Below are 26,646 nucleotides of genomic sequence, written 5' to 3' on the forward strand. Positions count from 1 at the left end.
TTGCTCCCGCAGGAACAAATCTCAGAATTGAAGGCGTGTACCCATCACGACCGAGAACTCATCTGTATCCCCACCGGCCGCGCGGGTGATGTCCCGCGTGTCGCCGAACGAGGTCTCGTAGTTGACGCCGATATAGGGTGAGACCGCACGGTCGATGAGGTCGTAACTCAGCCGCGCACCGATCTCCATGACTGCGCCACCCGCACCCCGCCCCCGGGCGATGTCATCCTTCAGCGGCATATCGATCTCGATGTTCGGGGTCAGGATCAGACGGTTGGTAAGGAGCAGTTCGTATTCCGCCTCGAAACTGAAGAACGAATAGTCGGAGAGGTAGAGATCGGCGTCGATCTCGAACCACTGCGGCGCGAGCCCTTTTACCCCCACGACAGCCGCGTAGCGTTCCGGAACGCCCTCGGGTGTGCTGGCATAGGCTCCGACCACGCCGCTAAAGAAGGTCGAGATTGGAAACCGGAGACGTAGCTGGTTTTCGAGGCTTTCGAACTCATCGGACGAAAGACCGTATTCAGCTTCGCTGCGCCACACCAGCTTGAGCTCATCCGTGCCGATGAGGGCGTCGAAATCCCAGACAAGGACCTCTTCGTCATCCAGTGCGCGAATTTCCAACTGTTCCGCCTGCACGCCCCAGATCAGCTGTTCGGTCTGTTTGACGGGCTGAGCCTGCACGAGCGAGGCCCAAGGAAGGATGAGGCCGGCCAGTCCGGCGAGTTGACTGTATTTCATTACGTTCGTCCTTTGTATTTCCCGGCTCAAGCCGCGCGTCCCTTGACCACGACCTTGCGGAACATTCCCGCCCGCGCGTGGTAGCTGAGGTGACAGTGGAACGCCCATTGACCGGGGGCGTCGGCCTCGACTTCGATGTCCGTCGTGGCGGCGGGATTGATGTTCACGGTGTGCTTGATGGGATTGCGCGGACCGTGACCGGCATCGATGATCGACCACATCCCGTGCAGGTGCATCGGATGCGACATCATCGTTTCGTTGATGAACCGCATGCGCACCCGCTCGCCGTATCGGAGCGTGATCGGGGCGGCATCGTCGTATTTCACGTCGTTGATCGACCAGATGTAGCGCTCCATGTTACCGGTCAGCCGCAACACGATGGTGCGTGAGGGTGCGCGGTGACGGTAACGAGGGCTGGCGGCGCGCAGGTCTGCGTAGGACAGGAACTTGCCGCCGTTGTACGCGACAGGCGTCAGTCCGCTGCCCGGGACATAGAACGGATCGCCGCCATCAGACATTGCCATTCCGCTCATACTGTCCATGCCGCTCATACCGTCCATTGCGGGCTTCTGCATCTGGGCATGGTTCATGCCTGACATCGGTGCCTTTTTCTTCTGCTGCATCTGCGTGTGGTCCATGCCGTCCATCGCAGGCTTTTGCATCTGCGTATGGTCCATCCCAGCCATCGAAGTCTTTTTCTTCGGCTTTTCCTCTGACGGGGTCATCGCAGGCATCGGGGGCTGCTGGCTGGATTGCATGTTTGAATGGTCCATGCCTGTCATGTCGGTGTGGTTCATTCCGGTCATGTTCTGCATGACGTGGTCGCCCATACCCATGCCCATATCCATACCCATACCGCCCATCATGCCGCTCATGTCGGCCATGGTGAGCAAGGGCTTGGGTCTGAGACGGGGCACGGCACCGGCATAGCCCTCTCTGGGTGACAGGGTGCCCCGAACAAGCCCGTTGCGGCCCATGGATTCCGCAATAATGCTATAGACCTTGTTCTGCGTAGGCTGGACGATGACATCATAGGTCTCGGCAACCGCGACCCGCAGTTCATCCACGGCGACAGGCTCCACATCGTTGCCGTCAGCCTGCACGACGACCATTTTCAGTCCCGGTATCCGCATGTCGAAGTAGGTCATCGCGGAGGAGTTGATGATCCGAAGGCGGACCTTCTCACCGGGCCGGAACAAACCGGTCCAGTTTTGCGACGTGCTGCGACCGTTGATCAGCGAGGTAAATCCCTGCACGTCTTCGACGTCGCTCGGCAGCATGCGCATGCGCCCCCACATGCGGCGCTCTTTCAGCGTCGCCTTGAGACCGTCCATGCGGGCGTCCCGGATCAGGTCCTGAAAAGTGCGCTGCGAACGGTTGTAGTAGTCGGACTGCATCTTGAGGTTCCGCAAGATGCGGTTGCCCGGATGGGGATGTTTGTCGGCCAGCTGAACGACATAGTCGCGGTGCGCTGGTATGCGTTCCCTGCCGCGCGGCTCGATCACGATCGCACCGTAGGCGCCATCCGGCTCCTGAAGGCCTGAATGGCTGTGGAACCAATAGGTCCCGGCCTGCTGGATCGGGAAGCGATAGGTAAAGGTCTGACCGGGGGCGATGCCGTTGAAGCTGATCCCCGGAACGCCGTCCTGACGGAAGGGCACGATAAGTCCATGCCAGTGGATCGAGGTGCTTTCGCTGAGGTTGTTGGTCACGTTTATCGTAACCTCCTCACCTTCCTTGAAGCGCAGGATCGTCGGAATCTGGCTGCGGTTGTAGCCCACGCCCATCTTCTGAAAATCGCCCGTGTTGATGCGCACCGGGTCGACTGTGATATTGTAGGTTCCCTGAGAGGTCACCTGCGTGGAGCCATGCGCGCTCAACGCTTTGGGCATCGCAAAAGCCGCAGCCGCAGCCAAGCCGAACTGACGCCGCGACAACCCCTTCGCCAGCTCTTCAGAGGTACTGAGCGCCGTATCCCAGAGGGCCAGCTGCTTTCTATTGAAGAATTGCATTCGTTTTCCTTGTATTAGTCTGTCTGAAAGGTGCCGCAGCGCGCGTGCTCAAGGGTTCGACGGCGTTTTGGAGGTCAGTCGCACCCGGCTCGGCACAGTTCGCTTCGAACACGGCACGTGCCGGGGGGCGTTTACGCGCGGTTCTGCCTTGCAACTTGCGAGGGTCAGCGCGGGGCCTGTTTCGAGTTCTGAATTTGTCGGATCCATGATTCACGTGCCCTCCGTGGAACTGGAGGTTTTATAGCCGGAACGCCTGCAAAGGATGAAGAATACATATGGTTACATATGGGGTTAGGGTGTGCTGACCGTCGGTAGGGTGGGTGGTTGCTGATGTGATATGCTTTGGTTCGGGAAGGGCGAAGGGGCGCCTACGCAGTTGCCCGAAGGTTCGCGAACGCGCTTGATGTAGATCATCTTTCGCTTGCTATGCCCGGTTTCCAGAGATGATCGGCGAAAGACAGGCTCATCCAAGAATTGATCAACAACTCATCTGGAGATAGCGATCAGACGTTGATAGAGGCTATCGCGGACCTGGTTCGGAGGACTTTACTCGCTGCAGCAATACATCCCTGAAATAACCTGCGTGCAGCGTCAGAAAGCGAGATCGTGTGCCAATCAGACATGCTTGTGTTTTTCTGAGATTTATTAATGCAGCGGATTGCAAAAACTCTCGCTGTGCGCTCTGAGGCTACAGCCTTTCCAAGCTTCGCCCTTGTAAGCCAGTTCATTCGGAATATCCGCTAAATGCAAGTGTTTGGGACGGAACTCATACCAAGCCGTAGAACTCCACAGCGCTGCGAACGCTGCAACTTTTCCTAGTTTAAAGACAGCAAGGTGCTCAATATGACCCGAATAGTGATAATCAACCATTACGGTTCAACCACAGGCACCGGTATGGGCGGACGGCATCACTATTTCGCCCGGGAGTTAGCGCGCAAGGGCCATACAGTAACATTAGTCGCCGCTCGATCACATCACCTGATCCGCGACGATATCGATTCAGGGTGTTGTCACGTTAACTCGCCGAATTTGCAAGTTGGCAAGCTGTTCGTTGATCAAGCGGCCTGTGCCGCGGATTTCCACGCCTCGAATGCTTCGAGCCGATGGTAGCGGATGGTGAGCGCAGAGCGGCGGCGGGCTGGGACAGAGAAACTATTGCGGGTTGCAGACTTCATAGATACGAAGCGTTGTAATCCACCCGGCGATCGGAAGCCTTGCATCACCCGCTCTCGTTTTCGGAAGGGCAAGTGGCTGTTTTCTGCGCGGTTATTGAGTCCCTTGTGTGACCAATGATCAAGGCCAGGCGCGACCTCGCGCTTTGCGGCACCATAGGAGCGCAGCTTGTCCGTAATGATCCTTTTTGGCACGAAGCCCCAACGTTTCATCAGCTTGACCAAAAGCCGCTTTGCGGCGCGCTTGTCTCGTCTCGATTGGAGAATTTCCTCAAGAACAAAGCCGTGTTGGTCGACCGCGCGCCAGAGCCAGTATGACCGACCCGCGATCTTCACAACGACTTCGTCCAGATGCCAGACATCGCCGGGGCGCGGCTGCCGTCGCTGTAGAACGTGGGCGATCAGGGGGCCGAACTTGACGCACCAGCGCCGGATTGTCTCATACGAAACGTCGACGCCACGTTCCAGCATCAGCTCTTCGACCTCGCGCAGGCTCAAGTTGAACCGGACGTAAAGCCAGACAATATGAGCGATGATCTGAGGCGGAAACCGGTGGCGTTTGTAGCTGATCTTTTGTGTCTGCATCGACACCGCCTACGCCCAGATCAATGAACCAGCAACCTCAGGACCGTTAATGTGACAACACCCTTTCAGACCTTTGGTTAAGAAGCACATACTTCAGCGAAAAGCTGACGTGGAAAGGTAGGCCTCTTCCCGTGGCGCAACTTATTCGGCCGGAACCATAGCGGCTATTCCGCGTTTGCAACACTAACAGAAGGAGAACGATGATGACGTCACAGCGCCAAGCGACTGCAAATTTGGTTCACAATGGAGAATATTCCGATCTCCGGTTCGTCAATATGATGTCTGCCCATCATGCGATGGCGGTATCAATGGCCGAGGTTGCGGTGGAAAAAGGCGAGCACAGCGAACTCGTCCAGTTCGCAAAGACCATGATCGAAGATCAGAAGAAAGAAATCGAAACGCTTGATGGCATAATCGAAGACCTTGATGGCCCTGATGAAGTCGCGACAGAGACCCATCCCCGTGAGCGCAGCATGCTCGGGATGGACAGCCCAGAAGAACTCGCAAAAAAGGCACCCTTCGACAAAGCATTCATTGATTCACAACTGCCGCACCATGCCTCTGCAATTGAAATGGCAGCGGTCGCTCTGAAACAGAGCTCCAACAACGACATCAAGAAGCTTTCGAGGAGCATTATCGATACTCAGGCCCAAGAGATCGGCAAAATGATCGACTGGCGCCATAGCTGGTACGGTGGAAAGGGCTGATTTTGCCAGCAAGATAGCCTTCCTGTGATCTGGCCTACTGTTTGATGTCACATCCACTGGGCCAGCACGCCTCAGAAAATGTGCAAGGGTCCAGCGGTAAGAAGGCTTTTATAGTTCGCGCCGATAGGTAACCTTGCTTGGGCATAAGGGATACCAGATTCATGACGACATTGATCGCCATCATTTTGATCTTTGCATTCTCAATGCTGTTCACCGCAGCATTGCGCGCAAGCGGTACGGGTCCGAGCACCTATCCTCAGAAGCGCCCTATACTCGGGGGCAGTGATCCTGAGACCCATGCATGGCAACGTTTCCACGTCCGATACTACACTATGACGCTGCTGTTCGTCGCCTTCGAGATGGAAATGATGTTCATGTATCCTTGGGCCGTGGTTTTCGTAGAGGAAGGCCCCAAGGCGCTGGCAGAGATGGGCATGTTCTTGGTCATTCTATCGGTCGGGATCGTCTATGGCTGGCGGGAGGGTATTTTTCGGTGGGAATGAGCTGGCTTGCAAGAATGGCAGAGCTGGCCGAAGTGCCGGTGTTTGTAGCCTTTGGCGAGGGTGCCCCTGCCGATGCTGCGAGCGTGCTGGTTAAAACCCCCGGATTGCGCGTTGTTGAGACGCCGCGAGCCGCAGCGGTTTTGTTGGTTGTAGGCACGATACCAGAGGCTCTTATACCTCCACTACACCGCCTGCATGACCAGTTGCCGCACCCCCGCGCCAGCGTTCTCTGGCATTCACGGAATGAGTTGCCAGGCGCTACGAGAGTAGAAGAAATAGCGACCATTGGCGCTTTTCTAAGGGTAATTCACAGAGATCTGCTGGCTGGCAACCTTAAGACCGAACCCGACATTTTGCCAGATGCCCCGCCAAACGAGTGGCGCGGGATTGGTCCACATGGTCAGGGCGGTAAAGGCATGATGGGCGGCACGCCTTACGGAAGGACGATGGCAATGACAGCCGCCGATCTGCGGGATGGGCTGGAGCTTGATGCCTACACCGCAGATTTCGGTCCTTTTCTCCCCATGCTCCCGCCCGGGCTCGTCCTGACCCTCACTCTCCAAGGTGACATGATACAGAAAGTTGCGGTTGCGCATCCGCCGTTCGAAACCCAAGAAAAACGCGGTTGGGTTCTACTCAATCTTCTGGGACTGCCAGCCCTGGCTGAACGGATGTTACGCGCCACCAACATCGGCAATGCGACCCTTAAACGGCTGATCCGCTTATCGGGCGCGCGGGCAGCAATCCCCGAAGGGTTGGGCCGCACTCATGACGGATCGGACGTACGCACGCGCTTTGACCTGCTGATCGGCACTTCAGAACCCATCTTCAACCTGCACGTCCAGCAAACAGGCCTTGATGATCTATTGATCGGTCTGGAATGGCACGAAGCCATGCTGGTTTTGAACAGCTTTGACAACGCATCGCTGCGCGCCATCTGCGCCAATACCTCTAATCCTGAGCCCGGTGCCATGGCGGGCGGCATGGATCACGGCGTCCATGCAGGGCACATGTCATGAGCGTCGCCCTCACCCTGATGATAATGCTCGTATTCATGACCGTCGGCATGCTTATCGCTGCGGTTCTGGACACGTTGTTCTACCGATGGCTGGCCGGACGCACTGGGGGCAGTTTGCTAACTCCGCTCTATGCCGCCGCGGCGGAAGTGTCTCGGCAACGAATTTCGACCGAGGCGCCAGACAGAATGAACTGGTTCCTGTCCATCTCGGGTTTTCTGACGCTCGGTGCGATTGGTCTCGCTGTCGTACCGCTCGGGCCACAGTCTGCAGTGATTGGCCTCGAAACCAGTGTGGTGCTGTGGGGGGCGTGCGAGTCCCTCGTGGTTGTGCTTGTGTTTTTGCACGGCTGGTCACCCAATTCCCCACTCGCCCTGATCGGGGCCTATCGCTACGTCGCTATTGGGCTGCCGATCATGCTGCTAAGCATGTTTGTCCTGATCGCCGCCGCACTGCCTGCAGAGTCGCTTGATCTACGCGCTATCGTGACGTCGCAAGAAGACCTATGGAATGTGATCCGCCAACCGCTTGGGCTGCCCCTCTTCATATTGTTGGGACTGTCACTTACGCTGCGCGGGCCACTCGACTACGCCGATGGTGCTGATCTTGCAGGCGGCACGTCCATCGAAGATTCAGGCGCTAACCGGGCCGGTTGGCAGGTGGCGAGATTGTCCATGTTAGTTGGCTTCTCTGCCGTGGCCGCCTCGGCGTTTCTGGGCGGGTATCTCGGCCCGGTCCTTCCTGCTGTTGTCTGGCTCGCGTTCAAAACACTAACCATCATGGCTGTCATCATCGCCCTGTCTCATCTGCTGGCGCGTATGCCCGTAGCACGGTTGCTCGGGCTGATCTGGAAGGTCCTGCTGCCAATTGCCTTCTTGGACTTGTTGCTGGCCGGACTGGTGGCGCTGGCATGACGGATATTACTTTTTATATCCTTTCGGCGCTCGCCATCTGGAGCGGTTGGCGGGTTTTTCAGGTCGACTCGATGATCCGTGCAACATTCGCGCTGATGGTTTCGTTCATCTGTGTCGGTGCCATCGCGCTATTGATGTCTGCCGATTACATCGGCGTCGCCACGGTCTTTATGATGGCGGTCGAGATGATGGTCATGGGTCTTTTCATGGTGATGTTCATGATGAACCCGGCAGGCCTGAACCCGATGCAGATGGTGCATCAATACCGTCTATCGATAGGAGCGGGCATTGTAGCTTTCATCGGCCTCACAGTCGCGGTGCTGGAAACTGACCTACCGCATAATCCCCTGCCTCCGGGTCAGGATACCATGCGTGATCTGGGCATCAACCTGCTGGGCAGCTCGATGCTGATATTCGAGACCGCAGGGGTGACGCTATTGGCGACCATGCTCGGCGCTGTCATCTTATCGAGCCGCCGTGGCCGGTTTGGCGTGTCGGACGCGGGTGCTATTCCCCCAGGGCTTCATCCGGGCGGGACACCTGCGGGTCGCAAGGTGGAGGAAGGCGGTGGCCACGGAGGGCACGGCGGCCATGGTGGTCATGGGGGTCATGACAAGATGACCGACAAGAAGGACGGCGACCAAGGCACTGGCCATATGGGTCACGAGATGGCCGACGACGACCCGGCGTTGTCAGCAGAGCATACGGGTCACGTGGGACACACAACCGGCGCTGACCCCGAAGGCGCCGATCCAAAGAAGCCCAGACAAGAGCCAGCACCGGACCCGCATAAAGGTCACGGCACCAAGCTGAAGAAGGAGCATTGATATGACTTTGACGGCCATATTGATTGTCGCGTCGGCGCTCTTTGGCATCGGTCTGTTCGGTGCGTTGTCACAGAAATCCTTTGTAATGCTGATGATGGGCTTGGAGTTGATGCTAAATGGCACCCTGCTCGCGGCTGTCGGGTTTTGGGCCTTTACCCTCGAGGGGGCGCCTGAGGGGCAATTGCTTGCGATCCTGATCATGGCGGTGATGGCAGTCGAGCTGGCAATTGGCTTTGCTCTTGTTGTTGCCATCTATCGCAAGCGTCAAGCGGACGTGATTGAAGCGCTCGGGACGCTGAAAGAATGACGCTTTGGCTGCTCCCCTTTCTGCCGATTTTGTCAGGCGCGATCATCGCGGTGATGGGTGATCGGTCGCGTGGCTGGCTTGGAGGGTTGGCAGTGGCCGTGCTTGGTGGGACTTTCGTCATGGCGATGGCTGCCGTCACACAAGAATGGACCGCGTACTTGATCTGGTCGGATGCACTCCGGCTTACCGCCTCGCTCACGCCGATCTCAGCGGCGGTTGCTCTCATGGTTCCCGCCATAGCACTTGCTGTTGTCCTTCACGCCACACAGCATGAACAAGCGCGTGGGCTGGGGCGGCTAACTGGCATCATGATCCTGTTCACAGGCGGCATGGAATTGGTTGTCGTCGCCGATGATCTTTTGACGCTGCTTATCGGCTGGGAGCTAATTGGCGCCTGTTCCTGGGCGCTGATCTCGCACAAGTGGCACGACATCGAAAATCCGCGTTCGGGCCTTTATGCTTTCGTGATGACGCGGTTCGGTGATCTTGGACTTTTTGCCGCTGCGATGGCGCTCTATTCCGCCACGGGGTCTTTCGATTATGCCGGCATTGCAACGCTCGAAGGCACGGCTCAGGAGATCGTGGCCTTTGGAATCCTTCTTTCGGCGGCCTCAAAGGCCGGACAGGTTCCCTTCTCGCCTTGGCTGTTTCGGGCGATGGCTGGCCCCAGTTCGGTCTCGGCGCTTCTCCATGCGGCGACGCTGGTGGCAGCCGGTGCCTATATCATCGCGCGTCTTGAGCCATCCTTGTCCCTCGCTCCCGGGTTTAGCGTCGCGGCGATCTTGATCGGGTTGATCACTGCTCTGGCGGGTGGCGTCACCGGGGTTTTGCAGAACCACGCTAAACGGCTGCTTGCGGCGTCCACTTCGGCCCAACTCGGATTTATGTTCGTTGCAGTCGGCGCGGGGTATCCGGGGATCGCGGTACTGCACTTGATTGTCCACGCCACATTCAAAGCGCCGCTTTTCCTTTCGGCTGGCCTCGCAGGGGATGCTGCGGGGAGCTACCGCTTGGATAAAATGATGCTGGGCCAATCGATGCCAATCGTCGGGGGGCTTACAGCTATAGCAGCAGTCGGGCTTGCCGGGATGCCACCTGCGGGAGGTGGTTGGAGTAAAGAAGAGATCATTAAAGCGGTTGAACATACTGGGTATTGGCTACCAATCGCAGTGATGCTCGGCGGCGCACTGAGCGCGGCCTATACGACGCGCTTCTTATTGCTGGAATTTAGCTGGCGCGGCAATGACCAGCGGTCAATCGAGGTGCCTGACAGGATGGAAACCATCGGACTGGGTATCCTCGGCGCATTGACACTGGCAACAAGCCTACTGTGGTATCCGCCCCTGGCTGAGGCACTTGCCGCCTTATTGGACATGACGCTCCCCAAAGGCAGCCCTTTGATGCTTGGCCTTTCGCTGACCTTTATCGCCGCCGGTGTCTTGGGCGGCGTCTATCTGGTGCGGCAGCATCCTATGCTCGGAACAAGCGGTGCCACTGCTGCCGCCTCAAATTGGCTCGGGCTGCCCAAGTTGATCACCATCGCCGTTGTGCGACCCTTAGATGCGCTTGCCCGTACAACGGCTTGGATTGACGACACTCTCATTGACGCGGGGCCTCGTGGGGTCGCTTTCATTGGCCGCAAAGGAGCGGCTTTTATCGCGGAGGTGGACAACCGTGTTGTTGATCAGGGTATCCGCAACACTGCTGCATTTGGCGACTGGCTTGCTCAGGTCAGCGACCGCTTCGGGGAGACGATCTCTGATGGCATACCCGAAGGCAGTGCGCGCCTGACCGGTATGTTAGGCCGCGACACTCGCCGCCTGCAAACCGGACTTTCCCACCACTATTACGCTTACATTATCGGCGGCGTCATCGCCGTGATCGCCATTCTCGCTGCAGGAGCATGACATGCTGACACTCACCATCCTAATCCCGATGCTGGGCGCCCTGGCTCTGACCGTTCTGCCCAGTCTCGGCCATGCCGCTGCCCGCATCATCGCGGTCGCAACCTCGACATTGTCGTTCTTGCTGCTTTTAATCGTCTGGTACCAGTTTGACACAAGCTCAGCGGCCCCTGCCTTTCAGGCCTATGCGGAGGCCCCTTGGATACCCGCGCTCGGTGTCTTCTGGCGCGTGGGCGTGGATGGCATGTCATTGGCGCTCTCGTTGATGAGCGGCGTCCTCTTTATCGCTTGCATCGCATGGCCGATGGAGAACCCTGAACGTCCCCGCGCCTACTATGCATGGTTTCTGTTTCTGGAGTCGGTGTCGCTGGGCCTATTCATGGTCCTTGATCTACTGATCTTCTATGTCTTCTTTGATCTCAGCCTCGTCGGGATGTTCTTCCTTATCGGACGGTGGGGCCATGGTGACGCCCAAGGTGCGGCGCTCAAGTTCTTTATCTATACATTAGCGGGGTCCCTCGCGATCTTGCTGGCAATTATCGGGCTGGTGCTGACGGTTGACCCAATCACGTTTGACATGCGCGCCTTGATAGCTGCGCAGCCATTGGCAGGGATGGATTTGCGGGGCGGTTTGATCCTTTTGGGCTTCGTTCTGGGGTTTGCCGTCAAGGCCCCTCTGTTTCCAGTTCACACCTGGTTGCCACCTGCGCACGTCATGGCACCGGGGCCGGTGTCGGCCATCCTCGCTGGCGTCTTGCTGAAGATGGGGACCTATGGGCTTGTGCGGATCCCCTTTCAGATGATGCGCGAAACCTTCGCCGATTATGCATTGCCGCTGGCGATTGTGGCACTCGCTTCTATCCTGTGGGGAGCCATTGTCGCCTTGGGGCAAACCGACCTAAAACGGCGCATCGCCTACACTTCGGTCAATCATATGGGCTATACCGTCTTGGGCATCGCCGCCGCAGGAGCATTGTTGAACGGCGCAGAAGGTGCGCGCGAAATGGCTTTGACCGGTGCGGTGGTCGAAATGGTAGCGCACGGGCTAATCACCGGCGCGCTTTTCTTGATTGCCGGTGGCTTCTGGGCGCGCAGTGGGACCTATGACATGGATGCTTACGGCGGGCTGGCTAAAGTGGCTCCTCGCTTGACAACCGCTGCAGTGATTGCGGCTTTTGCCAGCCTGGGGTTGCCGGGGTTAGCCGGTTTTGTGGCGGAAGTGCAGATCTTTGTCGGCACCTTTGCCGTCTTTCCGGTGATCGCTGCGATTGGTCTGCTGGGCATTCTCATTACTGCCGCACTCTTTCTGCGGTTGCTGCAACAGGTGTTCTTTGGTGACCTGCCAAAAGCGCGTGAGGGGTTTGCCGATGTCAGCTTACTTGAAGGCAGCATTCTTGCAGCGATCTTGGCGCTGGTCATTCTGATCGGCATCTATCCGCGCTGGTTGCTTGATCTGATCGGCAGCGCATCCTCTGCCATAATAGGGAGCTGACTGGTGCCAATCGGCGACGTATCCCCTGAGATCGCGATCATCGTGGCGGCAGTGTTAGCGCTGCTGTTTGCGGCCTTTGCGCCCCGACGAATGCAGGCCGGGTCGGCATTCATCGCCCTCGCAGGCATTGCCGTCGCCATTGTTTTGGTTCTGGGGCAGTTGGGGGAAACCCGGTTCACCTTTTCAGGAGCTTGGGCGCTGGACGGAGCGAGCCTTTGGGCGCGATTGATGATCCTGCTGGGCACGGCCTTTTGTATTCTGCTGGCGCCGGGCTGGTTCCGCACCGATCCACGCCATGGAGAATATTACACGATCCTCCTGCTTGGTGCGCTTGGGGCTATGGCAATGGCCGGTGCCGGAGACCTGTTACAACTCACTATCGCGGTGCTGCTGTCTTCAGTCACCGGCTACACGCTGGCCGCGTGGCACCGCGACTGGGCGCTGTCCGTCGAAGCTGGCATGAAATATTTCCTCATGGGCGCGCTGGCAAACGCATTGCTGATTACCGGGGTCACCTTAATGCTGGGACTCTTGGGGAACACCGGATACGCAGATATTGCCGCATCATTAAGGCTCGGCACTGGGCTTTCTCCGCTGCTCTTCGTCGGATTTGCGCTAACCCTAACCGGTGTCGCGTTCAAACTGGGTGCAGTACCCGCGCATGCATGGTTGCCCGATGTAGCCGAAGGCGCACCGGTCCCTTCAGCCGCATTCCTGACGGTCGTGCCCAAGATCGGCGCGGCCATAGCATTGGCCCGCCTCGTGCAGCTTGTGCCCCCCGAATTCCTTGGCCTGCGCCCGCTGATCGCGATTTTAGCCGCAGCGACGATGACCTTGGGCAATCTGGCCGCCTTTTGGCAAGATGATATCCGCCGGCTAATCGGTTGGTCCTCGGTGGCACAGGCAGGCTACTTATTGATGGCCGTCACCGTTCTGGGGCTTAGCCCAGATGCGCTGAGTGCCCTTTTGGTCTTCATAGCCAGTTATGCGATGGGCAATCTCGCTGCCTTCGCAGTCGTGGCATACCTACGCGGGCGCACGGCTATCGCCGACTACGACGGCTTGGCCAAGCGGCGCCCGCTCGTGGCGACGGTATTGGTGGTCTCCTTCCTCTCTTTGGTGGGCATTCCGCCAACAGTCGGATTTCTGGGCAAACTTGCCCTGTTCATGACCACGATAGACGGCGGCTATACTTGGCTCGCCGTGGTGGCCGCCGCAAATACCGTTGCATCGTTGTTCTATTATGCGGGGGTCATGGGCCGCGCATATTTCAACGCGCCACCTGAGGAGGTCGCTGTGCTTGATCGCCCAAGTGGTGTGGCAGTGTTGATCGGGGGCATTTTCATAATCGGCGGAGCCGTGTTGGCTGGAAGCGCGTTCACAGCCTTTCAACTCAGCCAGCTATTGCCGGGATAACTGCATCATGTGGCAAATTTAACAAGATTTCATAGGATAAACGAGATGAAGGACTGCCTCATCATCGGTGGCGGGCCAGCGGGTCTTACGGTGTTGTCACGTTAACGGGCCTGAGGTTGCTGGTTCACCGATCTGGGCGTAGGCGGTGTCGATGCAGACTGTCGCGTAGCCCTTAATTGTGAGATGGGAAATCCAACGAAATCAACGGCTGAGCTTTGCCCTTAAATATGAGATTTTGCCTTTAATTCTGATATTTTTGCCCTTAAACGTGAGACAGGGTTCACAGACATTTGCGGCAAATATCGATGAATGATGATGGCGAAGACTCCGTTGCCGTTGGTGCTGAAGAGGCGCGCAGGGCCGCGGTGCTGCGCCCTCTTGTTCAGGCATATCTCAATGGGACTGGCAGCCTGGAACGTGGCATCAATGACGCCGTTTGGGAGCTTGGTGTCAGCAGGGCGACGGTCTGGCGTTGGATAAAACGGTTGGCGGAAGAGGGTGGGCGCACCAGCGTTCTGGCTCCGCGGAAACGGGGCCGCCCGACCGGGACGATGTTAATATCCAGCAAAGTCGAAGCGGTAATCGAGGAGCACCTTCGCCGCTATTTCTTGCGCCGGGGTGTTGTCACGTTAACTCGCCGAATTTGCAAGTTGGCAAGCTGTTCGTTGATCAAGCGGCCTGTGCCGCGGATTTCCACGCCTCGAATGCTTCGAGCCGATGGTAGCGGATGGTGAGCGCAGAGCGGCGGCGGGCTGGGACAGAGAAACTATTGCGGGTTGCAGACTTCATAGATACGAAGCGTTGTAATCCACCCGGCGATCGGAAGCCTTGCATCACCCGCTCTCGTTTTCGGAAGGGCAAGTGGCTGTTTTCTGCGCGGTTATTGAGTCCCTTGTGTGACCAATGATCAAGGCCAGGCGCGACCTCGCGCTTTGCGGCACCATAGGAGCGCAGCTTGTCCGTAATGATCCTTTTTGGCACGAAGCCCCAACGTTTCATCAGCTTGACCAAAAGCCGCTTTGCGGCGCGCTTGTCTCGTCTCGATTGGAGAATTTCCTCAAGAACAAAGCCGTGTTGGTCGACCGCGCGCCAGAGCCAGTATGACCGACCCGCGATCTTCACAACGACTTCGTCCAGATGCCAGACATCGCCGGGGCGCGGCAGCCGTCGCTGTAGAACGTGGGCGATCAGGGGGCCGAACTTGACGCTCCAGCGCCGGATTGTCTCATACGAAACGTCGACGCCACGTTCCAGCATCAGCTCTTCGACCTCGCGCAGGCTCAAGTTGAACCGGACGTAAAGCCAGACAATATGAGCGATGATCTGAGGCGGAAACCGGTGGCGTTTGTAGCTGATCTTTTGTGTCTGCATCGACACCGCCTACGCCCAGATCAATGAACCAGCAACCTCAGGACCGTTAATGTGACAACACCTCTTCTTCCTTCTCTCAATTGCTAAGCGTTCAACTAAGTCATCCGCATTTGGTTTCAATTTCCAGCGCTGGAAGGTTGGAGGCCGCGGTTGCGATTGAAATGTTCAATGAAGAAAAAAGCTTCTATTGGCCTTCCTGCTACGAACGCGGACTTCGTCGCGTTATTCTCGCAGCGGGATGGCTTCACAAACGACATTGTATCCGTTTGTAAAGTTGACCAACCGGGAGATGCAGCCATAGAGGTGCTTCGGATTTCGATCTCGGGACAAGGGTGGAAGCGAGCCAAAAGATGATGCGAACCACGTTGCGCCTATTCTTCCTTCTCATGGCTTGCCTTTGGGCCTCCATGGGCTTTGCTGCATCGAGCGATACCTACGAGAATTCAACAATCACGGCCCGGCTCATCTCCGTTGAAAATGGGGTCGCGGAAACCTCCAGAACCCTTTCCCTTGGCCTGGATGTCGAGCTGGCCGAGGGCTGGAAAGCCTATTGGCGTTCGCCCGGCGAGGTGGGTCTGCCGCCTGAAATTTCATGGGATGGATCGGAAAATCTGGTGAGCGCACAGATGCTCTGGCCCGCGCCTGAGCGCTTCACGGCATTCGGCATCGAGAATTTTGGCTACAAGACCCGTGTCGTCCTGCCCATTCAGGCAGTTCTCGAAACTGCGGGCCAGTCCGCAACATTGCAGGCGCGTGTTTCATTGCTGGCGTGCTCGACTGTCTGTGTGCCGCATGATTTCGATCTCGCACTGACAATTCCGGCGGGCACCGGGATTGACGCGAAGGCGGCGGGCCTGATTTCGGAGTATGCCCAGCGGGTGCCGCTTGGTCCCGAAGAGAGCGACATCATTGTCGAAACGGCGGTGATCGCGGATGATGCGCTTTATGTGACGGCGCGCAGTGCGAATGCCTTTGTGAAGCCGGATATCTTTCCGGAACTGGGGCCGGAATTCACCTTTGGCAAACCGGACATCCGAACCGATGATGCGGGAACAGCCCTTTGGGCCAAGCTGCCTCTTCTCGCGCAAGGGGAGGATCCGCCGCCCCTGCAACTGACTTTGACCGATGGATCACGCGCGGTGACAGCGCAGCCCGCTTGGTCAGACCGCATCCCGGGTGCACCATTCGAGGTTATGGCGAACCTGCCGGATCTGACGCAAATCCTGGCGATTGCGGCCTTTGCCTTTCTTGGCGGTCTGATCCTGAATGTCATGCCCTGTGTTCTGCCTGTCCTGTCCATCAAGCTGACATCGGTTCTCAATCATGGAAACAAGCCAGCGCACGAGGTCCGGAATGGGTTCCTGATGTCGGCGCTTGGCGTTCTGGTGTTCATGTGGGCCCTCGCCGCAATCATTCTGGTTCTGCAATCCGTCGGCGTCACCGTTGGGTGGGGCCTGCAATTCCAAAGCCCTGTTTTCCTGACCGTCATGTTTCTGGTGCTTGCCGTGTTCTCTGCCAATCTGTTCGGGGTGTTCGAAGTTTCATTGCCCTCCGGGTTGCAGTCACGGCTGGCCAGATCAAGCGGTCGCGACGGGTATGGCGGAGATTTTGCAACAGGCGCCTTCGCGGCGGTGCTGGCCACGCCCTGCTCGGCCCCGTTTTTGGGGACAGCGGTTGCCTTTGCCCTGTCCGGGCGCCCGATTGATGTCATTCTCGTTTTCACGGCTCTGGGGCTTGGGCTCTCCCTGCCCTATCTGGTTCTGGCGGGGAAGCCTGGTCTGGTCCGGTTGTTGCCCAGGCCGGGACGTTGGATGGTTGTCGTCAAATGGGTGCTTGCCGGTCTTCTGGCCGGGACCGCGATCTGGCTGCTCTGGGTACTGATAGGGGTGGCGGGTGGCCGGGTGGCCATGACCGTGCTGCTTATGACGAGCCTTTTCATTCTTCTCGCAACAATACGTTTGCCGGGCAGATTGACGCGCCCGACAGCGCTGGTGGTGGTTGCTGTTCTCAGCCTTCTGGTGCCGACGGCGCTGACAATCCCGCCGCAGACGAGAGCGGTGGGCCAGGACTGGGTCGCGTTCGATCGCTCCGAGATACCGAAACTGGTGTCGCAGGGAAAAACCGTCTTTGTCGACGTGACCGCAGACTGGTGCCTGACGTGCAAGGCCAACAAGACGCTGGTGCTGGACCGTGCGCCCGTGGTCGACCAACTGCGGGGTGATAATGTCGTTGCGATGCGGGCAGACTGGACTAGGCCCAGCACTGACATTTCCCGGTATCTGGAAAGCCACAACAGGTTTGGCATCCCGTTCAACATCGTCTACGGGCCAAACGCGCCAGACGGGATCATCCTGTCCGAGGTTCTGACGTCCGAAGCCGTTCTCGACGCGCTGAGCAGGGCTGCACTTGGCGACCCTGTGACCGCTTTGAAAACGGATGGTTAGGCCTAAAAGAGGCCCATCGCACGCGCCGACATCCAGACGCCCATGAATATCATCATCAGGTTTTCGGTCAGGGACACGAAACCCAGCGGCACGTTTGAACCGCCGCCCACGCAGGCGCACTTGATCTCGCGCTTATCGATGTAGACGGCCTTGAAAACTGAAGCCGCTCCGACCGTACCGATGAACAGTGCAACAGGCGCGCTGATCCAGACCAAGGCACCGGCGACCATGAGAATACCGGCAAGTGCTTCGCCGAAGGGATAGACATAGCCATAGCGCACCCATTTCTGGGCAAGCAGATCGTAGTTCAGAAACATCGTGGAAAACGTCTCGACGTCCTGCAGTTTTTGAACAGCAAGAAAGCTCATCGAGATCGCGATGAACCACTCGAATGCCCGCAGCGTCAGGATCGAACCGTAAAACGCCCAACTGAGACCAAGCGCCATAAGGAATGCGACCGCGAATATCGCAATGACGGGTTGATAAGTCGTCTCGTCGTCATCCTTTACGTCCTGGCCGAAAAATTCCCTCAGCGCGTCATAGCCACCAATTCTTTCATTGCCGATAAAGGTCTGCGGAGTCGTTTCGACACCGTGTTCTTCCATGAAAGCATCCGTTTCCTCGCGGGTGTTCAGAGGCCGGTCCTCAATCGAATACCCCTCCCGCTCAAGCAGGTCCTTCGATTTTCAGCCCATAGGGACAAACATGCTCCTCCATCACCATTCGGTACAAAACCGCCGTCTTCGGGGTGGATTTTGCCTCTCTCGTCATGACGCGTTCCTTTAAATCCTTTAACCGTTGCAGGTCCAATACCCGGTAAATCCGACAGTCAGAGGCGTCTCTCCCGTCAATTCAAACAGCAGGGTGGCGTCTTCACCGTCCGCGTCACCCGGCGCCAGCGTGAATTGGCCACCATCGGCAGACAGGACGCCACCGGACGTCACTGTGTCTTGCGACGTGAAGTTGACCAGCGATCCGGATATCTTGGCGACGCCGTTCCCCGCCCCGTCCGTGACCAGAATGGGATCGGCGTTCACGGCGCGAATGAAACGGCATTGTCCGTCGGACCCCAGTGCGCGTGTTATTTCTTCGGCTTTGAGCGGTGCAGGACGGATTCCGGCAATCACCGGGGTTGCAATCGCTTCTTGAAGCCCCTCCATTTCAGCCGGACCGTCCGCTTCACCAAGTGGCCATTCAGGACCGGCTTCGCCATTTGCCTCAATGTCATCTATGAGGAAACGCATTTCGGAAATTTCGCGATTTTGCGCCGTCACGATTTCCGAAGCCAGAGCCTTGACCCGTGGATCTGTCAGCTCGGCCCGTTCGCTTGTCATGATCGCGATGGAGTGGTGCGGGATCATCGCGCTCATCCAGCTTTCGTCCTGAATGGTCTCCTGGCTTCTCACGAGCCAGAGCGCGCCGGCAAACATCACGACAGACCCGAGAAAGATCGCGGCGTTGACGCCCTTGTTCTTGTACATGTTCAACATGAAAAGGAGCATCACGGTCGCAATCGTCGCGCCCATGATGAACGTCATGTAAAATCGGGTTTCGCTCCAGTAGACATGTTCGAAGGAGTACGAGTTGATGTACATCAGGCCGAACATGATCGCTGTCGACGTGCCAACCATCGCCAGAAACCGGCCATAGGATGAACCTGAATGGCCCCCCGAATGTGCTGCATCTTCACTTGAACGGGCGTGGGACCCGCCGCTAGATTTCCCGGTCGTATCTTCAGACATTTGATCCCTCCACCTTGGCTTGAATTGCTGAAGAAACAACATTCCAGCGGGGGAGGGCTCCAACAAACTCCAACGCTACGGTGCGAAAATCCGAAGAATGTCGGCCCCAAGCATCATGCGCTACGGCTCTTTGGCCAGATCTTTCAGAATCGGACAATCCGGGCGGTGATCGCCATGGCAGGCGTCAACGAGGTGTGACAGCGTATCGTGCATCGACCTGAGCTGGGCAATCTTTTCGTCAATGGCCGCCAGGTGTTCTTGTGCGACCGCTTTTACTTGTGCGCTTTCCCGTGTCTCATCCTCATAGAGATCAAGCAGCGTGCGGCAGTCTTCTATCGAGAACCCCAAGGTCCGGGCGCGGCCCAGGAATGCGAGCTTGTGGATGTCGCTGTCGCGAAAGGCGCGATATCCGTTATCGCTGCGCAAAGGCCGGACAAGGCCGATGTCTTCGTAGTAGCGGATTGTCTTCGCTGGCAAACCCGCGCGTTCTGATACTTCTCCGATGTTCACACCTGTCTCCTATTCTGCGGGCTGCGTTGCGAATTTCGTCGCCGCGTCGTGGGGCGGATCCTGTTCCGACATCGTCGCCTTGATCCGTCGCAGCCGCAGCGCGTTGGTCAGAACCGACACGGAGGACAGCGCCATGGCCCCGGCGGCAAACACCGGCGACAGGAGCAATCCAAAGGCTGGATAAAGCGCGCCCGCCGCCACAGGGATCAGCGCGACGTTATAGCCAAAGGCCCAGATGAGGTTCTGCCGGATGTTGCGCATGGTCTTGCGCGACACGTCTATTGCATTCACCACGCCGCGCAGATCCCCCGACATCAGCACCACGTCGGCGCTTTCGATTGCGACATCCGTGCCGGTTCCGATGGCGATGCCGACATCGGCATGGGCCAGTGCTGGCGCGTCGTTGATGCCGTCCCCGACAAAGGCGATCTTGCTGTTCCCTTGCCGCAATTCGTCCAGGGCGGCGACTTTTCCATCCGGTAATACCCCTGCAATGACGTGGTCGATCCCGACCTCGCGGGCTATGGCATCTGCCGTGGCCTTCTTGTCTCCGGTGATCATCGCGACCTTGATCCCTCGATCATGCAGAGCTGCGATCACTTCGGCGCTGGAGGATTTGACCGGGTCTGCCACGGCAATCACAGCCGCCAGGGTTCCATCCACCGCAGCATAAAGCGCGGTGCGTCCCTTTTCGGCCAACGCCCTTTCGCGGTCTTCCAGCGGGCTGGTGTCAATGCCCTGCTGCACCATGAAGCGATCCGCACCGACATGAACCTTGCGGCCCTGGACAAGCGCCTCGACACCGTAGCCGGTCACGGACCGGAATTCCGTCGCATCGGGCCAGGACAGGCCTTCGCTCTTTGCGGACTGCACGATGGCCTCTGCCACCGGGTGCTCAGACTGCGCCTCGACAGATGCGATGAGGGCGAGTATCTCTGCCCGGTCAAAGCCGTCGGCCGTGATGAGGTCTGTCAAACTGGGTTGCCCTTGGGTGACCGTCCCGGTCTTGTCGAGCGCAACGAGGCCGACGTCGTCCAGATGTTGCAGCGCATCTCCCTTGCGGAAGAACACCCCCATCTCGGCAGCGCGTCCTGTCCCCACCATGATCGAGGTGGGCGTGGCCAACCCCATGGCGCAGGGGCACGCAATGATCAGAACGGAGACACCCGACACAAGCGCAAAGGTCAGAGCCGGATCGGGACCGACCAGCAGCCAGACAACCACAGTCGCAAGCGCCAGAACCAGAACGGCAGGCACGAACCACATGGTCACGCGATCCACTAGGCCTTGGATCGGCAGCTTGGCCCCCTGAGCATCTTCGACCATGCGGATAATCTGCGCCAGCGTGGTATCCGCCCCGACCCGCGTCGCCGTTATGGTCAGGCTCCCGGTGCCGTTCACCGTGCCGCCGGTCACCGGTTCGCCAGCAGCCTTTGGCACGGCGAGGGGTTCACCGGTGATCATGCTTTCATCGACGTTGCTTGATCCTTCTGTGACCTCGCCATCGACAGGCAGCCTTTCACCGGGACGCACGAGGATCTGATCGCCGATCCGAAGTTCCTTGATGTCAACCTCGGTCGCCTGCCCCTCGCGCAGGACCCTGGCTGTCTTTGCCTGCAGACCAAGAAGGGCCTGAATGGCTGCACCGGTCTTGCCCTTGGCCCGCGCTTCAAGCCAGCGACCCAACAAGATCAGAACGACAATAACCGCCGCTGCTTCGAAATAGACGGCGCGCACACCGTCAGGCAGCACCTGTGGCAGGAAGGTCGCGACTACGGAATAAGTCCACGCCGCCCCGGTTCCCAGCGCGACAAGGCTGTTCATATCCGGAGCACGCTTGATCAACGCCGGAATGCCCTTCGCAAAGAACCTCCAACCCGGTCCGAACAGAACCACCGTGGCAAGCGCGAATTGGATCAGCCACGACGTTTGAATGCCGATTGTGCTCTCAATCAGGCCCTCAAAGCCGGGTATGGTGTGTTTTCCCATTTCCAGAACGAACACCGGAACGGTCAGGATCGCGGCAAGGATGACACGGCGCGCCAGCGCGTCGGCTTCTTCTGCCTTGCGGTCCGATCGGTCCTCGTGCGCATCGCTCTGCGCAATCTCGGCCGGGTATCCCGCCTCCGTACTGATCCGGGCAATCTCTTCCGGGGTGATGGCATCTGAAAGATACTCTACCACAGCCGTTTCGGTTGCTAGATTGACCGCCGCATTCAATAGGCCGGGTGTCCGTACAAGCGCCTGTTCAACCCGACCGACACAGGACGCGCAGGACATGGCGTCTACGTTCAGCGTGACGCGCGCCGTGCTTGCCGGGTAGCCGGCCTGCGACAGTGCCGCAACCGCTGCGCCCGTCGTGGCTGCATCATCCGTCTGAAACTGTGCCGTTTCACTCACCAGATTGACACTGACGTTCGAAAGGCCTGGAACCTCGCCGAGAGCCTTTTCAACCCTGCCCACACAGGACGCGCAGCTCATGCCGGAAACGGACAGACGTATCGTATTGGGGTCGGTCATGAGAGACTCCTCGGTTGAACTTACCCTGATATAGGGCTTCCAGTTGCTGGAAGCTCAAGAGAGTATCTCATTTATTTTTCTGATATTTGCTTGACCTTCCTCCCGATGGAACGACCAAGTCTGAGGTTGTACCAAAAATGGAGGCCTTCATGATTTTTTCCGTCCCGAAAATGAGCTGTGGACACTGTACATCCGCTATCGAAAGCGGCATCAAGGCAAAGGATCCATCAGCCGTTGTCACGTCCGATCTGGACCTTCGCCTTGTCACTGTCCAAAGCACATTGGAACAGGCCGCTGTGCGGCAAGCCATCGTTGACGCTGGCTACGACGCTTCAGCCGCGTAAGCTTGTCCTTATTCGGCGGCCCGTGCCTGATCGACAAGCTCGATCATCTGGTCCGCCTGGATCAGGCCCGGCGCAAGACTGTCGCCGATCACAAATGAAGGTGTGCCACTGAACCCCAGAGATTGCGCAAGCCGCATGGAAGTCTGTATGTGTTCTTCTATTTCCGGTCCGTTCATGTCGCTACGCAACTGTGCAACATCGAGGCCGATGTCTTCCGCAGTGCGGAGAATCGATGCTTCCTCTGCGCGTTCCTTCAGTTGCATCATGGCCCAATGAAACTCTTCATATTTGCCCTGGTTTCGGGACGCCAGCGCCGCGCGGGCGGCAAAAACCGACCCGTCCCCCAGAATGGGCCATTCCCGGTAAACGACCCTGACGTTGGGATCAGCGGCAAGCAATGCCTCCATTTCAGGTTTAACCCGGCGGCAATAGGGGCAGTTGTAGTCGAAGAATTCGACAACCGTGACATCGCCATCCGGATTGCCCAGAACGGGCGCATTGGGATCATTTTCAAGCGTGGCTTTTTCCGTATCGAGAACCTGCGCTGCGGCTTGCGCCTGCAACGCCTGCTGTTGCTGTTCGAACAACTGCGCGGCCTCGAACACGATGCCCGGATTCTCGCGGATGGCTTCCAGCACCAGTTCCTTGATCCGGTCTTCGTCCATGCCGTCTGCCGTCGCAGCGATGGGAAGCATTAACAGTGCGGTGGTAGCCAAGAATCTTTTCATTATCCGTCTCCTTGTGAGGCAATATCCTGGGCCGTGCGCTCGGCTTGCGTGGCGCGTTCACGCTCCGGCCATGTTGACTTGATGTATGCGAGGATGTCCCAGATTTCCCCGTCGCTCAGTTGGTCGCCGAAACCGGGCATGCCGCTGTTGAAGTCAACGCCTTGCGCCGCGAGAACCTCGGCGCCCCCCAGCTTGGTGTAGGCGAACAGCATGCTGTCCGCGTGGTGCCAAGTGTGGCCGCTTGCATCATGCGGCGGTGCGGGCAGGCTTCCGTCATCACGCGGACTGCGCCAGTTTTCTTCACCTTCCAGATTTGCGCCATGGCACGCGGCGCAATTTTCGGCATAGAGGACTTCGCCCGCGGCCACATCGGCTGAGGAGTTGATGAGGTTTTCCGCCGTATGGTCGGTTCCGCCGGACCGGGTCCACAGGAATATGGTAGCCACCGCAACGGTAACTACGCCCAACGCAAGATAGACGGATCGCGGGGTCATCCAACGACGATCTTGGTCATCATGCCCGAAGCCGCATGCGACAGCATGTGGCAATGTAGCAGCCATTGGCCCGGGTTGTCCGCCACAAAGGCAATCTCGCGCGTCTGACCCCGTTCAAGAAGGGTCGTGTCACGCAGCGGTCCGAGGGTGCCGTTTTCGGCGACCTCGTGGAAGTGAATGCCATGCAGGTGCATCGCGTGCGGAAACGCCGTGTCGTTCACGATCTTCAATCGTACATTCTGGCCGCGGTCCAGCCGCGCAAGGGGATCACCGTTGATCCCGTCCACTTTGCCGTTGAACGACCAGAAATACCCGGCCTCGACGATCTCGCCGATCGGCTTGAGTTCGCCCCCAAGGGAAGCGGACCTCATCCGCCCCATGGCACCGCCTTCCATACTCAGGCTGAGCATCGTGGCTTCACTCAAGTCGACCATCCTGTGGTCGTTCGGCGGCAAGGCCAAAGGCGCGTCTCGACGATTTTTCGAGCCCCACTCAACGACCTCGAATGTAACCTGGCTGAAGGCCTCTTCCCGGCCGAACTGAAGAATATGAGCCGTTTCACCAACATCCGCGACCACATCGACGATCAGGTCGATCCGTTGAGCCGGAGCGAGGATCATCGGCTCCGTCACCTTAATGGGTGCAGCCAGGGGCATGCCGTCCAAAGCAACCGCCCAACCGTCAAGGCCTTCCAGCCCCAGTTGGAAATTGCGCGCATTGGCAGCATTGATCAGCCGCAAGCGCAGTCTTTCGTTCTTGCGTGCACTCAGGCCCAGATTGAAGGTTCCATTGGTCGTCAGCAGGTTGCCGATGCGCCCTGCGTGGCTGAGATCATGAGGCGCTCCGAAGTCGTCTTTGATCTGCGCGGTTTCGGGGTCAATAAGCCAATCATCCAGGATCAGGACTTCCTCGCGATCAATGTCGAGAGGCTCGGCCTCTTCCACGATCAGTGCACCGTAAAGCCCTCTGCCCACCTGCTCAAACGACCTATTATGGGCATGGTACCAATAGGTCCCGGCATCCGGGACAGTAAAGTCATAGTCGAATGTTTCCTCCGGCTGGACCACATCCTGTGTCAGGCCGGAAACGCCATCCATCGCATTGTCGATGCGGATGCCGTGCCAATGCGTCGACGTTCCCTGAGAAAACCGGTTGACCAATCTGCGCTGGACACGCCCCCCCTGCGCCACGCGAATCTCCGGACCGGGTGAGCCGCCGTCAAAGCACCAAAGCGATGTCTTGCCATAGTTGCCGGGCAGCAGCTGCACGTCGCTTTGCTGGGCTGTCAGGGTCGCGAATGGCGTGCCCGCAAATCCAGTGCTGGCCGACAGACCACTGAACGCAGCAGATGTTGCCAGAAATTGGCGGCGATTGAGCGTGATCATTCGTGGGTTCCCAAGATTATGATTTGTTGTCCAGCAGGTAGGTGGCCATCGCATTCAGGTCTGCGTCGCTCAGAAAGCCCGTGCCATAGCGCACGACTTCGGCCATTGATCCACCAAATACGTCGCCAGACGGCGTTATGCCAGATCGCAATGCATAAGCCATATCGTCTGTTGTCCAGCCTTCGGACACAAGATCGCGCGTCCGGATCGAAGGTGCTTTGCCACCTCCCGGCAAGGCGTCGTTGCCGGAAAACCTCTTCGATACTATGCGTGCGCCTGCAAAGTTCCGCGTTGTGTGGCAGGCAGCACAATGTGCCGCCCCGTTGACCAGCAGCTTGCCCCTGTTCCAAGCATCGCTTCGGTCCGCCTCTGGTGCGGTGTCAGGCTTTGTCAGAAAAGCCGCCCGCCAAAGTTTCATCCCCCATCGCTGATCGAACGGAAAAGGCACCTCATGGGACGGGGTCGGCACATTCACGGCTGGCACGGTCTGGAACGCGGCCCACAGATCGGCAATGTCCTGATCCGTGTAGTTTGCATAAAACGGGTAGGTGAAGGTGGGATAATAGGGGTCTCCGTCCGGGGAAATTCCCTGCCTTACCGCTTTTGCAAACTCTTCTACTGTCCAGCCGCCAATCCCGAATTCGACATCGGTGGTCAGATTTGGCGGATAGAATGTCCCGAAATCGGTCCGGAGCGGCGCTCCTCCTGCCAATGGCGCCCCGCCAGCTTCAAAGTTGGTGTGGCACGCAATGCATCCACTGGCGCGCGCCAGATACGACCCCCGCTGGGCATCGCCTTGCAGGGTCAGGTCCGAGACTGGCGCACCGATCGGCCAGGCTATCGTTGCCGCGACAACGCCGATGCCGCCGACGACCCCCGCACCGATGATCCAACGCCACCACCGCATCTGATCACTTGTCCTCTTTGCGGAACTTCTGGTGGCAGGCCGAACAGGTCTGGGCGACCATCGCGAACGCACGGTCGGTCGGCATGTCCGCAAACATCTCGGTCGTCATGGGAAGGTCCGATCCCATCATGCCCCCTCCCATTGCAGGCGCGGACCCGCCACCCATCATCCCGTCAGTGGCGCCGCCCATCATTGATTCGCTACCGTTGCCCTGTGCTGCGGCCAACCCATTGCCTGCGCTCAACTTCAATCCTTCGGCGGCTGTTCTCAACTCTTGCGCAAGGGCCGCGAACTCTTCGCTGTTTTCCCAGACCGACGGCAACGCCTTGGACACTCCGCCACCCGAGCCTTCAGGAAACAGTCGCGTCATTTGCTCACCGGCATGGCCGATCATCGCGCCAGCTTCCCTGCGGACGACATCGGCGTCATAAGGTACCTGAACCCGCATCATGGGTGATAGCGTCTTGAGTGTTTTGGCCATCGCGGACATGCCCTGCATCCGCTCCAGCACCACGCCGGTTGCTCCGGAATGCGCCAAGGCAGCAACGCCGGTCGTCCCGATCGCAATGGCAGTAATCCATATCTTCATGTTCAAGTTGGTCATT

At 58.3% G+C, this 26,646-nt stretch carries 23 protein-coding genes and 1 pseudogene; 11 read left to right on the forward strand and 13 right to left on the reverse strand.

Annotation, left to right across the window (positions count from 1 at the left end; all coding sequences use genetic code 11):
• Nucleotides 1-21: 21 nt before the first annotated feature.
• The 3 genes from AB4M76_RS19255 to AB4M76_RS19265 form a co-directional block, all read right to left on the reverse strand.
• Complete coding sequence (locus AB4M76_RS19255; protein WP_009827246.1) at nt 22-741, reverse strand: copper resistance protein B; 720 nt, start codon at nt 739-741, stop codon at nt 22-24.
• 26 nt (nt 742-767) lie between these two features.
• A complete protein-coding gene (locus AB4M76_RS19260) occupies nt 768-2,753 on the reverse strand; it encodes a multicopper oxidase domain-containing protein (RefSeq protein ID WP_009827245.1) in 1,986 nt (661 codons plus the stop codon).
• A gap of 1,055 nt (nt 2,754-3,808) precedes the next feature.
• On the reverse strand, nt 3,809-4,510 hold the full coding sequence (locus AB4M76_RS19265; protein WP_368443829.1) for an IS6 family transposase: 702 nt from the start codon (nt 4,508-4,510) through the stop codon (nt 3,809-3,811).
• A gap of 200 nt (nt 4,511-4,710) precedes the next feature.
• Here AB4M76_RS19265 and AB4M76_RS19270 point away from each other — a divergent pair, with 200 nt between their 5' ends.
• From AB4M76_RS19270 to AB4M76_RS19310, 9 genes are all read left to right on the forward strand, one after another.
• Nucleotides 4,711-5,217 carry a DUF305 domain-containing protein gene (locus AB4M76_RS19270; protein ID WP_082852049.1) on the forward strand — a complete coding sequence of 169 codons (507 nt, stop codon included), beginning with the start codon at nt 4,711-4,713 and terminating at the stop codon, nt 5,215-5,217.
• 161 nt (nt 5,218-5,378) lie between these two features.
• Nucleotides 5,379-5,720, forward strand: a complete 342-nt coding sequence (locus AB4M76_RS19275) for an NADH-quinone oxidoreductase subunit A (RefSeq protein ID WP_067264333.1) — start codon at nt 5,379-5,381, stop codon at nt 5,718-5,720.
• 14 nt (nt 5,721-5,734) lie between these two features.
• Nucleotides 5,735-6,739: a hypothetical protein gene (locus tag AB4M76_RS19280; RefSeq protein WP_368443830.1), complete on the forward strand. Its 1,005-nt coding sequence runs from the start codon at nt 5,735-5,737 to the stop codon at nt 6,737-6,739.
• Nucleotides 6,736-7,650 (forward strand): NADH-quinone oxidoreductase subunit H, encoded by a 915-nt coding sequence (locus tag AB4M76_RS19285; RefSeq protein ID WP_067264328.1) that lies wholly within the window; start codon nt 6,736-6,738, stop codon nt 7,648-7,650. The genes AB4M76_RS19280 and AB4M76_RS19285 overlap by 4 nt, the downstream gene beginning before the upstream one ends.
• The gene (locus AB4M76_RS19290; RefSeq protein ID WP_136720718.1) at nt 7,647-8,477 is read left to right on the forward strand and encodes an NADH-quinone oxidoreductase subunit J; all 831 of its coding nucleotides are present in this window, start codon (nt 7,647-7,649) and stop codon (nt 8,475-8,477) included. The genes AB4M76_RS19285 and AB4M76_RS19290 overlap by 4 nt, the downstream gene beginning before the upstream one ends.
• A gap of 1 nt (nt 8,478) precedes the next feature.
• Complete coding sequence (gene nuoK / locus AB4M76_RS19295) at nt 8,479-8,784, forward strand: NADH-quinone oxidoreductase subunit NuoK (RefSeq protein ID WP_067265818.1); 306 nt, start codon at nt 8,479-8,481, stop codon at nt 8,782-8,784.
• Nucleotides 8,781-10,691, forward strand: a complete 1,911-nt coding sequence (locus tag AB4M76_RS19300; RefSeq protein ID WP_067265817.1) for an NADH-quinone oxidoreductase subunit L — start codon at nt 8,781-8,783, stop codon at nt 10,689-10,691. Before nuoK ends, AB4M76_RS19300 begins: the two co-directional genes overlap by 4 nt.
• Before the next feature lies 1 nt (nt 10,692).
• On the forward strand, nt 10,693-12,180 hold the full coding sequence (locus tag AB4M76_RS19305; protein WP_067265815.1) for a NuoM family protein: 1,488 nt from the start codon (nt 10,693-10,695) through the stop codon (nt 12,178-12,180).
• Between the two features lie 3 nt (nt 12,181-12,183).
• Complete coding sequence (locus AB4M76_RS19310; RefSeq protein ID WP_067265814.1) at nt 12,184-13,596, forward strand: NADH-quinone oxidoreductase subunit N; 1,413 nt, start codon at nt 12,184-12,186, stop codon at nt 13,594-13,596.
• A 669-nt stretch (nt 13,597-14,265) separates the two neighbouring features.
• Here the strand turns inward: AB4M76_RS19310 and AB4M76_RS19315 are convergent.
• On the reverse strand, nt 14,266-14,967 hold the full coding sequence (locus AB4M76_RS19315; RefSeq protein ID WP_067264434.1) for an IS6 family transposase: 702 nt from the start codon (nt 14,965-14,967) through the stop codon (nt 14,266-14,268).
• 350 nt (nt 14,968-15,317) lie between these two features.
• Between AB4M76_RS19315 and AB4M76_RS19320 the strand changes: the two genes are divergently transcribed.
• The gene (locus tag AB4M76_RS19320; RefSeq protein ID WP_043847195.1) at nt 15,318-17,411 is read left to right on the forward strand and encodes a protein-disulfide reductase DsbD; all 2,094 of its coding nucleotides are present in this window, start codon (nt 15,318-15,320) and stop codon (nt 17,409-17,411) included.
• A gap of 2 nt (nt 17,412-17,413) precedes the next feature.
• On the opposite strand, the pseudogene AB4M76_RS19325 reads toward AB4M76_RS19320, so the two are convergent.
• The 4 genes and pseudogenes from AB4M76_RS19325 to AB4M76_RS19340 form a co-directional block, all read right to left on the reverse strand.
• Nucleotides 17,414-18,182, reverse strand: a pseudogene (locus tag AB4M76_RS19325) (MauE/DoxX family redox-associated membrane protein).
• A 20-nt stretch (nt 18,183-18,202) separates the two neighbouring features.
• Complete coding sequence (locus tag AB4M76_RS19330; RefSeq protein WP_009824490.1) at nt 18,203-19,153, reverse strand: DUF305 domain-containing protein; 951 nt, start codon at nt 19,151-19,153, stop codon at nt 18,203-18,205.
• Nucleotides 19,154-19,273: 120 nt separating this feature from the next.
• Nucleotides 19,274-19,663: a Cu(I)-responsive transcriptional regulator gene (gene cueR / locus AB4M76_RS19335; protein ID WP_009824489.1), complete on the reverse strand. Its 390-nt coding sequence runs from the start codon at nt 19,661-19,663 to the stop codon at nt 19,274-19,276.
• A gap of 9 nt (nt 19,664-19,672) precedes the next feature.
• The gene (locus tag AB4M76_RS19340) at nt 19,673-22,183 is read right to left on the reverse strand and encodes a heavy metal translocating P-type ATPase (protein ID WP_368443831.1); all 2,511 of its coding nucleotides are present in this window, start codon (nt 22,181-22,183) and stop codon (nt 19,673-19,675) included.
• Between the two features lie 149 nt (nt 22,184-22,332).
• Between AB4M76_RS19340 and AB4M76_RS19345 the strand changes: the two genes are divergently transcribed.
• Nucleotides 22,333-22,527, forward strand: coding sequence for a heavy-metal-associated domain-containing protein (locus tag AB4M76_RS19345; protein WP_037953528.1), 195 nt, complete (start codon nt 22,333-22,335; stop codon nt 22,525-22,527).
• A gap of 8 nt (nt 22,528-22,535) precedes the next feature.
• On the opposite strand, the gene AB4M76_RS19350 is transcribed toward AB4M76_RS19345, so the two are convergent.
• The 5 genes from AB4M76_RS19350 to AB4M76_RS19370 are packed head-to-tail and all read right to left on the reverse strand — an operon-like array spanning nt 22,536 to nt 26,645.
• Nucleotides 22,536-23,255 (reverse strand): DsbA family protein, encoded by a 720-nt coding sequence (locus AB4M76_RS19350; protein ID WP_009824487.1) that lies wholly within the window; start codon nt 23,253-23,255, stop codon nt 22,536-22,538.
• Nucleotides 23,255-23,749, reverse strand: coding sequence for a cytochrome c (locus AB4M76_RS19355; RefSeq protein WP_005619169.1), 495 nt, complete (start codon nt 23,747-23,749; stop codon nt 23,255-23,257). Before AB4M76_RS19355 ends, AB4M76_RS19350 begins: the two co-directional genes overlap by 1 nt.
• Nucleotides 23,746-25,134, reverse strand: a complete 1,389-nt coding sequence (locus AB4M76_RS19360) for a multicopper oxidase family protein (RefSeq protein ID WP_050686572.1) — start codon at nt 25,132-25,134, stop codon at nt 23,746-23,748. The genes AB4M76_RS19355 and AB4M76_RS19360 overlap by 4 nt, the downstream gene beginning before the upstream one ends.
• A 16-nt stretch (nt 25,135-25,150) precedes the next feature.
• The gene (locus AB4M76_RS19365) at nt 25,151-26,041 is read right to left on the reverse strand and encodes a cytochrome c (protein ID WP_009824485.1); all 891 of its coding nucleotides are present in this window, start codon (nt 26,039-26,041) and stop codon (nt 25,151-25,153) included.
• A gap of 4 nt (nt 26,042-26,045) precedes the next feature.
• Nucleotides 26,046-26,645 (reverse strand): cytochrome c, encoded by a 600-nt coding sequence (locus AB4M76_RS19370; RefSeq protein WP_368443832.1) that lies wholly within the window; start codon nt 26,643-26,645, stop codon nt 26,046-26,048.
• Nucleotide 26,646 lies beyond the last annotated feature (1 nt).

Origin of the sequence: Sulfitobacter sp. PS-8MA (assembly GCF_040933935.1) — a bacterium.
Taxonomy (GTDB): Bacteria; Pseudomonadota; Alphaproteobacteria; order Rhodobacterales; family Rhodobacteraceae; genus Sulfitobacter.